Annotated in this window: 12 protein-coding genes and 1 pseudogene; 9 read left to right on the forward strand and 4 right to left on the reverse strand. The window is 65.8% G+C overall.

The genetic code is table 11. The annotated features are described in order from the left end of the window. The first annotated feature begins 226 nt into the window (after positions 1-226). The gene (locus tag K883_RS28030; protein ID WP_179945137.1) at positions 227-799 is read left to right on the forward strand and encodes a hypothetical protein; all 573 of its coding nucleotides are present in this window, start codon (positions 227-229) and stop codon (positions 797-799) included. Between the two features lie 807 nt (positions 800-1,606). On the opposite strand, the gene K883_RS25585 is transcribed toward K883_RS28030, so the two are convergent. From K883_RS25585 to K883_RS25600, 4 genes are all read right to left on the reverse strand, one after another. Next, a complete protein-coding gene (locus tag K883_RS25585; RefSeq protein WP_036456369.1) occupies positions 1,607-2,539 on the reverse strand; it encodes a ParA family protein in 933 nt (310 codons plus the stop codon). Between the two features lie 771 nt (positions 2,540-3,310). Continuing rightward, on the reverse strand, positions 3,311-3,544 hold the full coding sequence (locus tag K883_RS25590; RefSeq protein ID WP_255358998.1) for a hypothetical protein: 234 nt from the start codon (positions 3,542-3,544) through the stop codon (positions 3,311-3,313). Positions 3,545-3,548: 4 nt separating this feature from the next. Next, positions 3,549-4,427: a ParA family protein gene (locus K883_RS25595; protein WP_036456371.1), complete on the reverse strand. Its 879-nt coding sequence runs from the start codon at positions 4,425-4,427 to the stop codon at positions 3,549-3,551. Positions 4,428-4,508: 81 nt separating this feature from the next. Beyond that, positions 4,509-5,984 (reverse strand): ParB/RepB/Spo0J family partition protein, encoded by a 1,476-nt coding sequence (locus K883_RS25600; protein ID WP_255358999.1) that lies wholly within the window; start codon positions 5,982-5,984, stop codon positions 4,509-4,511. 743 nt (positions 5,985-6,727) lie between these two features. On the opposite strand from K883_RS25600, the gene K883_RS27335 reads away from it, so the two are divergent. The 8 genes and pseudogenes from K883_RS27335 to K883_RS28035 all read left to right on the forward strand — a co-directional run. Next, positions 6,728-6,958: a hypothetical protein gene (locus tag K883_RS27335; protein WP_065501424.1), complete on the forward strand. Its 231-nt coding sequence runs from the start codon at positions 6,728-6,730 to the stop codon at positions 6,956-6,958. Then, positions 6,933-7,781: an ESX secretion-associated protein EspG gene (locus tag K883_RS25605; RefSeq protein WP_255359000.1), complete on the forward strand. Its 849-nt coding sequence runs from the start codon at positions 6,933-6,935 to the stop codon at positions 7,779-7,781. The genes K883_RS27335 and K883_RS25605 overlap by 26 nt, the downstream gene beginning before the upstream one ends. A gap of 33 nt (positions 7,782-7,814) precedes the next feature. Continuing rightward, entirely contained in the window at positions 7,815-9,392 is a 1,578-nt protein-coding gene (locus K883_RS28465; protein ID WP_036456375.1) for an AAA family ATPase, read from the forward strand. A gap of 3 nt (positions 9,393-9,395) precedes the next feature. Continuing rightward, positions 9,396-10,811, forward strand: coding sequence for a type VII secretion integral membrane protein EccD (gene eccD / locus K883_RS25615; protein ID WP_036456378.1), 1,416 nt, complete (start codon positions 9,396-9,398; stop codon positions 10,809-10,811). Continuing rightward, complete coding sequence (gene mycP / locus K883_RS25620; protein ID WP_036456656.1) at positions 10,811-12,190, forward strand: type VII secretion-associated serine protease mycosin; 1,380 nt, start codon at positions 10,811-10,813, stop codon at positions 12,188-12,190. The genes eccD and mycP overlap by 1 nt, the downstream gene beginning before the upstream one ends. Beyond that, on the forward strand, positions 12,171-13,781 hold the full coding sequence (locus K883_RS25625) for a hypothetical protein (RefSeq protein ID WP_255359002.1): 1,611 nt from the start codon (positions 12,171-12,173) through the stop codon (positions 13,779-13,781). Before mycP ends, K883_RS25625 begins: the two co-directional genes overlap by 20 nt. Positions 13,782-13,795: 14 nt before the next feature. Further along, a complete protein-coding gene (locus K883_RS25630) occupies positions 13,796-14,446 on the forward strand; it encodes a hypothetical protein (RefSeq protein WP_156035689.1) in 651 nt (216 codons plus the stop codon). Then, positions 14,443-15,079, forward strand: a pseudogene (locus tag K883_RS28035) (hypothetical protein); the annotation flags it as partial. The gene K883_RS25630 and the pseudogene K883_RS28035, both read left to right, overlap by 4 nt.

Raw genomic sequence — 15,079 nt, forward strand, 5'->3', positions numbered from 1 at the left:
GTGCAAGGCGCTCCGTGCCGCACCATCAACCTGTCCGGATAACGCTTCATCCCTTCAGGTTCGGCGCGAGGAACGACTGGCTGGTCACCCCTTGCGCCGAACTCGTCTGAAGGTGCGCCCGGATCGTTGACGCTGGAATCAGGTCTTGTCTCGGGGCGACTCGAAACCTTCACCACTGCGTCGATAATGATTTGATGCGTGCACGCCGTCGGCGTTGGTCCCTGCGGTGAATCGGGTCTTCCGAGACGGTCGGAGCTGGCTGGTCGGCACGGCTGCAGATGTCGCGTGGATTGACGCGGCCACGTCGATCGGCGTCAGGATCACTTCGGCGATCCCACCCATATCTGATGACTATGGCACCGTCGTATTGCCCGACACCGACGAGGAACTGCCGGGGCACGATCGGGCTGTGGTCGCCTTGCTGCGGAGGCGGTCGCCGGATCAGCAGTGGTGGATTGGTTACCTTGACACCGGCTGCGCTGACGTCGTTTTCCCCGACGCACCGAGGGTGACCTTATATGCGAACTGGCCGTATGTACTGGTGCAGGCCGGACCAGAGCAGGCCGCCGGCTGGCGCTCTGGTAACTCCGGGTCGTCGAGGTCGACTCGCCTACCGGACCTGATCTTCCCGGTGGATCGGTCCTGGCTTGTGTCCACGATGTGCGACGACGATTGGACCTGTGTTGGTGGACCGGTTGCGCTATTGGACGGTTTCCTAAATCACCCCGATCTGCGGGCCCGTGCCCGACGCGTGCGCGTCGATGAGGACGCCACCCCACCCGGTCACAAGGCGATCTGACCGCCCACGTCTCGAATCTAGAGATTCGGCTGTCCCCCCACGATAATTCGTCGTCGTCGGAGGTAGATGGGTTACTGGCTTAGACACTTCGAAGCGCCTTAGAGATAAACGCAGCCAGGAGAATTCGCCTGAATCAGTCCGGGATTAAACCGAACTCGTATCTGAGTGCTTGCTCCACGAGTGCGCTTCGTGTGCCGGCGGCCCACGCTTCGACTAGGTTGTCGAGCCGCTGCCCGTTTGCGGCTGTCACTCCTGACAAAACGACGGTGCGTGGAGCGGTTGCGTGGCGCCGCCGCCGCGGGACGGCGTGCGATGAAGGGCGTTCGAAAAGCTGGCCCTCCCCTACGGCGTATCGCTGGTTGGTCCAAGTTGTCGCCAGTTTCGCCGCGTGGGTTTCGATGGCGTCTAAAACGATGGCACCCATCGTGCGGGCGAGTCCGCGGCGGACTTTTTTCTCGGCGATCTGAGTTCGGTAGAGCTCGTCGTAGACCTCCGCCGACAGCAAGACCTCGGGTGGACGGGTTCTCCCTGTCGGTCGTCCAGTGGTTATCGGGCTCGGCGGCGTGGACTGTTCCGGGATGGTCGGTGTTGGCGCGTTCGCGCGGGCTGGTTCGACGGCGGGGGTGCTTGCTGGTGGCGCGTCAGAGTGGGCTGGTCTCGCGTTGACAGGAATTTCTGCCGGTTGTGGCGCAACCGGCGGTGGAGTTGGCGTGGCGGATCCGGGTTTGCGCACCGGCCACATCTCGTCAAGGTCGTGGTCTAGCGCCTCGGGGTCAAACAGCGGCTTGCCGCGGGTGCGTGAAGGGCTCATCCGACGCGCTCCCCCGCCGTCACTGATTCGTATCGGCCGAGTCGTGTGACGATTTGGCGGACGAGCTCTTGGTAGTCGGCGGCAAGGCCGGTGGGGTCACTTGTCCACATGGCGCGCTCGGGGCTTTGGTTGTCGCGCAGCTTCGACAGTCGAGCTCGGCGGTCGTCGTGGGCCAGCGCAACGAGTTCGCCGGCGGTTTTGTGTAGCGTTCGCATGTCGACGGCGGCCGCGGGTGCGGAGCGGATCGTGATGTCGAACGGCGTTGTCCCGCTGCCCTCGAGCATTTCGCTGACTTGATCGAACACGTCTTGGTTGCGCTTTTTCGCTCGCGGGTTGACGTCGAACAGCAACACACCGAGAAGTTGGATGGAGGCACCGAGTTTGCGTGCTCGCCAGAAGCGTCGCGCCAACCGTTCGACGCCGCCCAGGCTGGCTTGGTCGTCGCGGGTGGGGATCAACAGGTAGTTGGCGACGGTGAGATAGGTGTCGAGTAGCGGTACGTCACCTGGACCTGAATCAATGAGGACCAGGTCATAGCCCTCGTCTTCGCATAGTTTGGCGAGCTGGTTTTCCAGGTTGGCGGCCATGTCAATGCCATTCTCGGCCATCAGGTGGGCGCCGGCGCCGACGACGGCAAGTTGTGGACCGCCGGCGACTACGTCGAGGTTGGCCCGTACGTTGCGCACCGGGACAAGGGGCGCACCGAATTGCAGGGTCTGGGCCAGCGATTGGCCGCGGTCTCCGTCGACGCCGAGATCTTCGACGGTGACGTTGGCCTGTGGGTCGCCGTCGACCACGAGCACGCGACGGCCCCGTTTTCCCGCGGCGGCGATCATTTCCGCCACTGCGGCGACGGTCGTTGACTTTCCAACTCCGCCTTTCTGATTCGCTACGAGGATGGCCCGCGCATCGGGCCCAGTCATTGTCATGCGTCGCAACGTACGTACCTACCCGCGAGATGTCATGTAGGCGCACGGACGTGAAGTCGAACCGTTACCTAGCCCACTATTTGGACGTTGAGACCGACGATCCTTCGCCCGTGGGCACGGGCGGCGACCGGACCGTGTGGTCGCGGCACTCTGCTGCCGTCAATTCGGACGTCTGCGCGTCCGGGGCATGTTGTGGGCGCACGGGCGGTCGCTAGAGCGTTGCGACCGCCGTGTGTACACACGAGTGATCACCTCGGTTGGCCGTACGGGTAGTCGGCTGAGGCGTTGGACGTTGCGCCGCACGGGTATACGTGCGTTGTCCGTGCGTGTGGCAACGCGTCAGTCAGCCGATAACGATGCGGCGCTAGACCCGGCACCACGGGCGTCGGTACCACGTACACAGACTCGTACATAGGGCGGGCAGTCACCCGTTGATGGCCCGCGTGTTATCCGGTGTAATACCCGCGATTCGCACGTCTTGTTGTCCGGTGATCGCCCGGATATCGCAGTTCACATGGCCTATCTGGGGTGCGGCAGGAGGCGAGCTGGTCGCAGGCGGGAGGACCTTCACCGTCCCTCGTTTCCGATGCGGCGCAGAGCGCAGAGTCGCGGCTTGGGATTCTCATTACGTAGCGCGAGATCAGCCCGGGTTCTTGAATGCGGTAGCAGCGGACAGTCAGGCTAGCAACGTGACGCCGGTGTCGCATCGCGCGCGGCGTTCGCTGCATGATCCGACCGCTCGTGGCGGGACGGCGGGCCTGTCAGCGCGCCTTAGCGGCGACCCGGTTCGAGGGGTTGTGGGTCGGGGAGGATCTCGCGGCCGTCGTTGTAGTCGTGCTCGATGACGCGCAGCTGGGCGACGAAGGCCTCCCGGGTGAATTGGGCGATGGTGTAGCGCCGGCCTGTGACGCGCTCGACGATGCGCACCGCCGCGCGGGCCCTCTGGTGTAGCTCGGTGGGGATGTTGAGCTTGCTGAGGTCGCTGGGTTTGGTGGGGTTGTCCACGGAGCTAGGCTTTGATGGCTGCTGGGCGGAACATTCCTTGGCGCTTCATGTGGTCAATGACGTTCTCGTAGTCTTTGCTGACGTCTTTGGCTCGGTATCCGTACAACGGGACAGGAAGGTAGTTGGTGTAGGCCTCATCCACGATCGAGCTGCGTCGGACCGCCGGTGTGACCTTGTCACCGAAACCTTCCTGTAAGTACTCCATCTGTTCGCGGTACACGCCGCCGGTGCCTGGCACGGCGCACGGCACGATCGCCAGGAGCGGGATGTCAATCCTGAAGGTCTTTTTGATGATCGCGAGTTCTTGCAGCAGTGCCTGGATGCCTTCTGATTCCTTGCCTGCTGGTTTGGTGCAGGTAATCAGTCCCCAGCCGCCGGAAGGGCCGTCCTCGTCGACCGAGGACGCGATCAGTGCCGTGGTGACTAGTGCGCTGTTGGAGCCGGGGGAGTCGATGAGGGTGACGTCAACGGCAGTAGCGGCTTCGAGGGCATCCCGCAGGCGTAGTACGCCTCCGGTCACGGCCGGTAGTTCGACCATCAGTTTGTCCAGAGTCGAGCGGGCGGCGGGCACGACCGTCAGGTTGCCGATGTGCATTTCGGTGGCCTCGTCGGTGGCGTATTCGGGTTCGCCGGCATCGGTGAAACCCTGGATGATGCGAGCGGGCCGTTCGATGTCGTCGATTGTGGCTTGCTGGCGCAGTACGTCGGCGATGGTCACGCCGCTGATGTCGGGGTAGCCCAGCCAGGTGCTGGCGTTTGCTTGGGGGTCGAGATCGATGACGCGCACCCGCAGGCCAGAGCCTGCGAGCTGGATGGCAGTGGTCACGACGGTCGTCGTTTTCCCGACGCTGCCGGACATGTTGGCGACGGTATAAGTGGACATCGATAATCTCCTTTGGGCGTGGGGCGGGTGATGCAGCATGCATCACCCGAGGCGGTTGTGACGGTCGATGCGGGGGTTGGCTTAGGCGCCGGCGGCCTCGAGCTGGCGGCGTTCCCATGGGGTCGGTTGGTAGCCGGCTCGGTTGATGAGCAGGTTGACGTGGGCGGCGGCGGCGTCGTCCCAGGCCTTGTCTTTGAGTTCCGCGGTGTGGAGTTCAGCTGCGGCCACCGCCCGGTGCCAGGCCCGGGCGTTTCGCGCCTTTTCCGCTGGGCCGTCAGCGGTGGCGTCCCAGTCCCGTAGCAGCGCGCTTACCGCTGATGTTGCGCTGCGCGCGGCCACGCCGGACAGGTATTGAGCCACCAGAATCTTGAGGAGCTCGGCGTTGGATGGCTGCTGATAGATCAGTGCCGCGCAGAATTCCCGCCTTGCGCGTTGGGCCTGGGCCGCGGACTGGGCGTCTGCCTGTCGCTGGGCGGCTTCCGGAGACGGTTCGTCACGTTGGTCTGGATCCTGGTTTGTTTCTTCTCGGGGAGGAAGTGCATCCGATTCGGTTGGCGGGTCGAGGACTTCAGGAGCGCCCGGCTGATCGGCCGGGTCCGCGGCGGCCGCGTTTCCGAAGCGCGACGTCGTCGACGTCAACCCTTCACCGGCGAGGTGCCGTGCGTAGAGATCTACGGCGCCTGAGGCGGGGTTGATGGCGCCGATGACCTCGGCACCAGGCTCGTAGTCGGCGACGCGGTGGAGATGGTAGTTCTCGCCTAGTTCGGCGCGAGGGTCCTCGACGAGGGGGATCCCTAACTCGTCGGCCTTGGCGCGGGCAGTGCGCTCGGCGATGACCCGCTCGGCGGCGCGGGTGGCGATCATCCCACGGGTGAGGATCAGATGCAGGGCCTGCATTTGCTCCCTGTGGCGCAGGTCGCTGAGCTGATCGGGGTCCTTGGTCTTCTGCCAGCGCCGAAGCGGACCGTAGGGCAGCTTGCCCGCCAAGGCCGCTGCTTCAGCGCTGGGCAGCCGGCCGTCGTCGACAGCATCGCGGATTTCGGGAGCCAGCAGCTTGAGTGCGAGTTTGCGGGACACGGTGGCTTGATCGACGCCCAGCCGCTCGGCAATCGCGCGTTGGGACAGTCCGATCTCTGAGTAGCGCGCATACAACTCGCCCTCGGCAAGGTCGGAGAGGTCTTGGCGGCCAAGGTTTTCGGTAGCCATCGCGTCCAGATCGCCGTCGTCGTCCATGATGGCGTCGTCGACGACGGCCGGGATGGTGTCTCGGCCGGCTTCGATCGCCGCGACGCGCCGGCGGTGACCGTAGACCAGTACGTAGCGCGTATCGGTTGCGATGTCGGCGGCCGATGGCCGCGCCGCCAGGAACGCCTCGCGGGTAACCACCAGCACGGGCAGCCGTACGCCGCTGGCACGTACGCCGTTGAGGAGTTCTTCCCATTTGGGGTCGCCGGGCTGCGGCTGTGATCGCCGGGGGTCGTTGAACGGGTGCGGCGCGACCTCGGCTACGTGGATCTGGACCACCCGGTGCGCTTCGTTAGCGACTATGGCTGACATGCCCGCGATAAGGCCGGTGCCTTCCTCCGAGGCCGCGGAGTCGGTAGCGGGGGAGGGGTCTGTGCTTGGTGCGGTGTCTCCGCCGGCCAGCATCGCGAATCGATTGGCGGTTTTACGTCCGGCTGGCTTGGCTCGGCGGGCGGGGCGGGCTGTCGTCTGGTCCACGAGCACTCCTTTCTAAATACCGGTATTAGAGTAATAAGTCATGCGGCGGCCGGCAAGCCATTTGGTGCCAACGCGCTCTTGGCCGCCAAGGGATCCGCAGTGATGCAGCCTGCATCACCCAATCCTCGAGACCACCGCAAACAGATCCTTCGTGTCACGTGACGATTAGGGGAGCGGGGGATTGGATAGGCACGCGATAGAGACTTGGAAGACTCTGAAGGGTCCACTCGCGTGGTCCCTATCATGACAGCTCCTCGCGACACTGGCGAGACGTGGACCGCGCGCCCGCCCGCCTTCAGAAAAACGCACATCTGCGCATACCTTGCGCATACCTGGCGATGCGCATCGCGCATACTCGCGGACTGCATACCGGCATCTGCGCATCGCGCCTTATGCCTTCCTGAGCGCGGCTGTCGCGATGCCTGCTTCGCTTCCCACATTCTGCGGGGTGCGACATTTTGCGATGACTGCGCGAGGGCATGATTGGCGAATGGGATAGGCAATCTATTTGCCGTGTCCGCTTTATGTGCTCTACTGCGAGCGCGCGGGCAAAAGACCCACTGCGAAAGGGGTAGCCAATGGCTGAATCAGACCTGGTACGGGAGTTGAGTGCCCGCGTTCTCGCCCAGGACGACAAGGTCCCGACCACGATCCGAATCAACCGGCGGACCCTCAAACGCCTTCGGGCTCAAGAGAAACGCTGGACGACATCGATGTCGTTCATCGTCGAACGCGCCCTGGAACCTGTGCTAACCGAATTGGAGCAAGCCAAGCTACCCACCGATGGAGACGGTGCTGATGACGACTAGGTACGACGCGGTCGAGGTCGACGCGCACCAGGCCTGGTTTCTCGCCGACCACCTGCGCGTGGGTGCCTATCCGTGGATGCTGGCAATCACCGCCCCCTATGTCGATCCAGGGGAGCGGGAACCATTCAACCAGCGCTGCCTTGCGGAGCTGGCTGAGGCCGGCGTCATTGACGCAGACGGGGACATCAAACCATCTGTCGCGCAGGCGGTTAAGACCGTATGCCAGCCACGCCAGTGGCTGGAATGGCGCACCATGATCGACCCCGAACAGATTTTGCGGGGGGTGCTGGCGCGCACCGCACCGCCAGATGCCGTGGTCGCGCTGCGCTACGCGCAGATGGTGACGCTCACGCCGCTGCAGGTGACCCACAGCGAAGCGATCGTGCCGATCATCACCGCGGGATTGCCCCCCGATCAGCCGCCGGCTCGCTTCGAGGAGTTCTCACTGCCGATGGACACCGGCAAAGCGCTCGACGACCGCGTCGCCCGTGGCGCTGACTTGATGGAAGCCCTCATCGAGCTGGGCATCCCCGAACGAGAAGCCGAGATCATGGAAGTGGCCCGTGCTGGCGATCGCATCACCGTCGAACTGACCGCCCATGAGGCCACCAACGGCGCTCACCATCACACCGATGTCAGTGTCAACATCATCAGCACTGAGGTAGGGCAGATCCTCGTCAGCCCCACACCTGGGCAGCCACGTGCCGGCGGGGTGTCCATTTTCGCTCCCGCTGAACCGTTTTCGATCGCCATGGCGGTGCGCGACCTGACCGAGCGCCTCCCGTCGGGATCGTGGTTCCCCGACGAAAACTTCAGTATCTGACCCTCTACCAACCCGAAAGTAGAAACCGAAGCGATGAGCACACCTTCTGATTCCTTCCCCCAAGACGACACACCCCACCACGAGCAGCCCACCGCAGACCAGCGCTACCCCCATCCTTCTGGGGCCGCCCCCCAGGAGGACGGCAGGCAGCCCAGCAACGGACCGGACACCGGGCCAGGCCAGCGCGTGCGGTGGCCGGCGGCACCGCCCCCTCAGCAGGGGTCTACTCCCGGCGCCGAGGCGCCGCATCAGCCACTGCCCCCTCCACCGACCCGCGCGCCAGCCCCGCCGCCGTCACGGCCACAACATGCGGCCCCGCACGGGGCGCCAACGTTCAAGCTGCCTGACCCGGCGCGCCCCAATACCGAACCGCGCCAGCCGGATCCCGCTTGGCAGCCTGGCGACGAGGCATCCAGCGACAAGACCGCCGAGATCTCCCTCGACCAAATCGCCGCGCACCGCGGCCAGCCCCCGCAGCACGAGCAAGGCCTCGACGGCTTTTTCAGTGACACGCCGCAGCCGCATGAGCAGCACCAGCCGGCGGGCTGGCCTTCGACCGCGCCCTCGCAGCCGCCGGCCGCTGACCCGCACCAGCCGCTGTTCGGCGACCAGCCAATCTCACCGGGAGCGTTCGCACCCAGCGGCTACAGCGCGCTTGACGAAGGCCAACAGTTCGTCACCTCGCGACGCCGACCGGTAGGCAAGGGCTGGCGAAAGCTGGTGTCGCAAATGACCTTCGGGCTCATCACGCCCGGGCCCAGCGCCAAGCAAGAAGAGCACGACAAGCTCATCCGCAGTATCACCGCACCGCTGCTCGACGTCTACGTGGTGGCGTTTGTCAGCGCCAAGGGTGGCGTGGGCAAGACGACCATGACCGTCGCCGCGGGCAGCGCGATCGCCCGCGAGCGTGGGGATCGGGTGATCGCCGTGGACGTCGACACCGATCTAGGCAACCTCTCGTCGCGGTTCGAGCAAAAAGGCGGCGCCGACGCCAACATCGAGGCGTTGTCGTCGCTGCAGGACGCCAGCAGTTATCCAACAGTCGCAACCTTCACCGTGCAGAACAAAGACCGCCTCGAAATGCTAGGCGCCCAGAACAATCCACGCTCCTCCTACACGTTGAACACGCAAGACTTCGAAGCGACGATGAAGACCCTGAAGAAGCACTACAACGTCATCCTGCTCGATTGCGGCACGGCGATCACCTCACCGCTGTTCTCCACCATCGCCAATCACGTCGACAGTCTGGTCGTGGTGGCCTCTCAAGCCCCGGACGGCCTCAACGGCGCGTGGACCACCATCCAGTGGCTGCAGGCGCATGGTTTCGCGCGCCTGTTGCCCCGCACGGTGATCGCTTTGAACTCGACGTTCAAGAACAAGCCTCTGGTGGACCTCGATGACGCCGAACAGGAGTTCACCGCCAAGATCCCGGGTGTGAGCGTGGTCAGGATCCCCTACGATGTCCACCTCGCCGAGGGACGCGATGTCACCTTCGTTGAACTCAAATCACGAGCCCGAAAGGCACTAATGGCGTTGGCCGGCGCGATCGCTCAGCACTATCCCGCCCGGGGGCCGCATCAGCACCGCACGACTGAAACTGGGGGTTTCTGACCGATGGATCCGGCCGCAGCTACCGGCCAAGTCCGCGTCGCCATCATCGGTGAAGACGCCGCGGTGGACTTGGCCCTGCCGACCACACTGGCCATCCGGGAACTGATTCCGCGAATCCGCGCAACACTGGCCACGGGTCGCGATGATGACGACGTGCCAGCCGATGCCGTCAACGACGACGGGTTGCGCCCTTACTCGCTGGCCCCACTCGGGGGAACACCGTTCAGTTTGGACGCCACCCTGGCCACGCTGAACATCGACGACGGTGAACAGCTCATCTTGTGCAAGCTGCCGCCTGGCCCAACGGCGCCACCGGTGGTCGAAGACATCGCTGACGCCTCGGCGCTCCACTCGGCCAGCCAGTTCAAACCCTTCGAGCACGCCATGTTGCGCACCGCAGCCCAAGCGGTGGTGGTCACCGCGGCGACCTTAACGTGCGGCCTGGCAATCTATGGCTGGCACCGCGGCTACCGCGTGTGGTCGGCCGCAGCACTGGGTGCGCTCGCCGTCGTCTTCATCGCCGCCACATTCTGGCTGTACCGGCGCGGCCTGCAAGCCACCGCCGGACGCCTGGGTCTAGCGGCCACTGCGCCGCTGGCGCTAGCCGGCGCCGCAGTAGTGCCTGGGGATGCCGCGGCGCCGCGGGTCTTCCTCGCAGCGGCTTTCCTAGTCGCCTGGTCGCTGCTACTGCTGGCCGTCACCAATAGTTGGGTGGCCACCCACACCGCGGTCGTCGCCGCGACGGCCACCATCGCGGCCGCTGCCGGCGCCCGCATCCTGTGGCACTTGCCGTACTTATCTTTGGGGTGCGGAGTGCTGGCGGTGTCCTTGCTGTTGGCCAGCAACGCCCCGACGGTGTCAGCGATGTGGGCGCGCTTCCCGCTCCCGAATGTGCCGGCACCAGGCGAGCCCACACCCGCGGCGTCCTCGCTGGCCGAACTGGAAGATCTGCCCCGTAAGACGGCGACGTGCAACTCCTACCAGAGCGGCCTGATCGCGGCCTCGGTGATCCTGTCGGTGATCGGCTCGGTGTTGGTGGTGTGGTTGCCTGACGCGCCGCCGCTGTTGGCGTGGTGGCTGGTGGTGGTCACCACCACCGTCACCGTGCTGCGTATGCGGATCTGGGATTCAGCGATCCCGGCACTGTGGTTTCTGGCGACCCCTTTTCTGACCGCGATCGCGTTGACGGTGTCGTTCACCGCCGCCGGCCACCTCGTCTCTGGCCTGTACGCGGCCGCCGCCGTGGTGGCGTTGACGCTCGCGCTGCTCGGCGCTGCAGCCATCAAACCGCGCGAGCTTTCCATCCCGCAGCGCCGCTGGTTGGACCTGTTCGAAAACGCCCTGCTGATCACCATCCCCCCGGCCATGTTGTGGCTCATCGGTCTGATCAGCCTCATCCGCAACCGAGGGATACTGTGATGATCCGCCGACTGGCCTCACTCGCCGCGACCATCGCACTGCTGGTGTTGTGCAGCCCCGTGCCTGAGGCCTCCGCGCTGGCATATCCCGTCGTCGACCCAGCTGCGCTGCCCCCTGATGGTCCGCCCGCTCCAGGCCAAGAAATGCGCCAGAACGGGCAATGCCAGGTCTACGGCGCAATGCCTGGGTTCGATCCGGCCGCTGTGCCCCCTAGCCAGGCCATGCTCAATCTGCCCGAGGCGTGGAAAACCTCACGCGGCAGGGGAGTGGTGGTGGCCGTGATCGATTCCGGTGTCACACCACAGCCGCGCCTGCCTAACCTCACACCGGGCGGGGACTATATCGATCCACCCGCCGGGGGTTTGTTCGACTGCGATGGCCACGGCACCGCGGTCGCCGGGCTGATCGCAGCCCAGCAAGGCCCTGACGGATTTGCCGGCGTGGCACCTGAGGCCGCGATCGTCTCCATCCGCCAAACCTCGGCGCAGTGGGCACCCAAGACACCGTCGGGACAAGACGCCCAGCAAGCAAAGACCGCCGGGGACGTCGCGACGCTGGCTCGGGCGGTCCGCCACGCCGCCGACATCCCCGGCGTGCGAGTCATCAATCTTTCACTGATCGATTGCTTCCCCGTCTACAAGCAGGTCGACCAAGCGGCGCTGGGCGCGGCCGTGCGCTATGCCGCGATCGACAAAGACATCGTCGTGGTGGCCGCAGCGGGCAACACTGGTGAGAGTAGCTGCACCAGCAACCCGCTCACCGATCCCAATCGTCCCGATGATCCCCGAAACTGGGCCGGCGCCACCACCGTCTCCACGCCATCGTTTTGGCAGCCTTACGTCTTGTCGGTGGCTTCCCTGACCCCTGAAGGCCAGCCATCGAACTTCACCATGGCTGGCCCATGGGTGGGCGTCGCTGCTCCCGGTGAACAGGTCGTCTCACTCGGCAACGGCCCTAACTCGGGCATCATCAACGGTCTGCCATCCAACAAAGAGCCGTTGGTCGCCATCAACGGGACCAGTTTCGCGGCAGCCTACGTCTCCGGCGCCGCAGCCCTGGTCCGCTCCAAATTCCCCAACCTGACCTCTCGTCAGGTGGTCAACCGCCTGGTCTCCTCGGCGCACAACGCCGCTCGTGCACCATCCAACCTCGTCGGTGCCGGGGTCATCGACCCGGTAGCCGCGCTCACCTGGGACATCCCTCAAGGCGATGCCCTGCCGGCGCAAATGCCGATCGTGCGGGTCGCCCCGCCAGCACCACCAGCACCGGACAATCGGCTGCCCCGCCTGATCGCCTTCGGTGCGGGCCTCGCGGCGATCGCCGCCGCCGTCATCGCTGTCACCGTGATTGGAATGCGCCGTGGTCGCACCAACCGCTAACCGCGAATCATCCCGTTTCTCCCCAGCCTGGCCCAGCTGGCGGCGCCTAACAACACTGGCCTCGCTGCTGCTGCTCGGGTGGGCCACCCTGCTGCCGCCAGGACGAACACCCCAGTGGTGGCACTACGCCGCGGCCGCCGCGGCGATCGCCGCATTTGTCGGGTCCTGGCACGGCCAGCACGTGTCGACGACGGTGGCCCGCTGGACTCCGATGGCGTGGCATAACCGCCGTCAACGCGCACAACGCAGCGGTCACCGGCAGCGCAGCGCACCCCCGGTGCAGCGACCGTCGACGACGCGGGAGGCCACGCTGCAGGCCCGTATCGTCATTCACCTGCGCCCCCATCCGCACGCAGTGACCGCCCCCGGTGACCACAGCGACCAGCTTCCTTGGGAGTTCATCACCGCTTGGCTCGATCGCTACGGAGTGCGCGCCGACGCGCTGACCGTCTGCTCGGTGACCCGCACCCCACCGGCCAGCGGATTGCGCAGTGATTCAGCGCCGCTGCTCAGCGGTCCCAACAGCCAGCACCGCGACACGTGGCTGACCTACACATTGCGCGCCGAAAACAACGTGGGAGCCTTGACCGCCCGCCGCACCACCCTGGGAAGTCCTGCCGGCGTTAACTCCGACGACGACACCTCGCGGTCACAACCGCATCGCGCGGCCCTAGCCGACACCGTGGCGCGCCGGCTCAGCGCCGAACTGCGGGAACGGGGATGGCTGGCCACCCTCAGCGACGAGGAAGAACTTCCTCGGTTCGTACCGCCGTCGGCAACTGTGCGCAGGGAAACATGGACTGGCACAGAGTATTCCGATGGCTTCCGCGCCGTGTACGCCGTGGATCCCTCAGCGCTGCCTGACGTCCTGGAAACCCTTACCACCTTGCACACCAGGGCGACGTGGGTGGCGCTCACCATACGTTCACGCGGCCGCCAACCAGCAACCGCCGAGGCCGTGGTCGGCACGCTGACGGCCACCCGGCCGCCCCGGCAGCTGCCCGGCCTGGCGGGATTTCACGGATTGCATCGACACATCGGGCCGGCGCTGGCAGCCACCGGCATCGAGGCGGGCGCCGACGTCGAGTTGCCCGCGACCGAGGTGGTGCCCTCAACGCTGGCGGCGCTGCGGTGGCCGACGGCGGCGATCGGTGTTCCAATCGGCTACAACCGCGCACGCCAGCCGGTATATCTGGGGCTGGCCTCGCCGGAGCCGGTGCGGATCACGGTGACCGGCACCCGACAGTTCCACATCGGCATCATCGCCCGCCTGGCGTTGTCAGGCCAGCCGGTTGCCCTCTACACCTCCGATCCTCGCCAGTGGACTGCCCTGGCCAATCACGCTGCACCGCAACAATTCTCGATACGACCTACCACACCACCACCTGAGGCGATTGTCGTCAGCGACGCCAGCAGCGATGCGCCCATCGGTGCGATCACGGTGACACTGCGCCGACCGCAGTCTGCTCAGGCCCCGGCGACGACGATCGTCATTACCCAGGACGGCCGGCACCCGGATCTGTTCTACATCACTACCGCGCATGGCCGTCAGTGGCTGAGCACACGCCTTGTTCCCGTGTCCAACGAGTAAGCGAGGGTTAGGTCATGTCGAGTACGCCAGAGAATTTCATCGCCGATGGGGTCGGGCTGCCTGAGCGGATGCCGGCGCTGCCGCCGGCGCGCGACTTCCTGGTCTCGGGTGGCTTCGGCGGTGCGGCAGCAGTATTGGCCGCCCTCATCGTGGCCCTGATCGCGGTGGTGGCGCTGCTCCAGGCCGGCAAAAGGTTCCGCCTGCGAACCGAACAACGGGAACGTCACCACAAGGAACTCCGCGACGACGAGCGGCACGCAGCGGCGGTTAAGGAGTGCCGCGAACGCCTGGCGTGGGTGGTGGACAAAGGCAGCATGGAACCGGCCGCCGCCGCGGATGCCACAGTGGGGTTCGGGCCGGAGCTGGCGCTGACGGTTCTGCAGGGCCTGCTCGAGGAGGCGCGCCAGCTCGACGACGCCACCTTGGCGGCGGCCGCGGCGGTACAGCTCAAGCAGTTCTCGCGGGTGCTGGCCCAACAGGGCAGCGCACTGGCAGCAACCGACGAGGCAGCGTCACCCGCAGCAGCCGGTGCCCCGGCTGCGACACCCGCGGTCGGCGCTGACGCTGATGAACCACCCGTCTCGGAGCAGGATCACCCCGTCGCTGACCAGCCCGGCACTGCACGCCAACAGGTCCCCACCGGCGGCAGGAGGCGACGCCGATGACCACGTTGCAGCAGCACATCGAGGACCTCGATATCGGCGAGTGGGCCGCATTAACGAAGCGTGCTGCGATGGCTGCGGTGGCCGCCGCTGACCAGCTCGGGATACCCGCGTCTGCAGAGGTCGCCAGGGTCGCGGCGATGAGTGAACGTGAGCTCGTCGACCACCGCAACCGAGTGGGCTCCGGCCCAAAGCGCCTGTCCCCACTGATGCGGCTCGTCCAAGCAGACCAGCTGCGCGTCGCGGCCGAGCGCCAGGCCCGCCAAGCTGAGCAAGACAAGCAGGACGCTGACGCGGCCGCGCAGATGGCCCGAGACGAGGCCGAGCAGTCCGCGCGTGTGGCTGAGGACTCGCGCCAACGTGTGCGCGCAATCCAGGCTGAGGCCGCGCGCAAAGACGCAGAGCGCGCCGATCAACGGCTGGCCGAACAGCAGGTCTTGCAGCAGTTGCGCACTGACCTCGAACAAGCACACGCCGACCACGCCAGCGAATTGGCCGCAGCACGCGAACGCACCCGCGCCGCAGAAGCACGCGCCCAACAACGCGCCACCGAACGCGCCGAGGAACGCGCGGCCGCCCAACAAGCCCTCGAGGAACTACGCGCCCAACTCGAACGCGCCCACGCCGACCACGCCA

Source organism: Mycobacterium sp. TKK-01-0059, assembly GCF_000709305.1.
In the GTDB taxonomy this organism is placed as follows: Bacteria; Actinomycetota; Actinomycetes; order Mycobacteriales; family Mycobacteriaceae; genus Mycobacterium; species Mycobacterium intracellulare.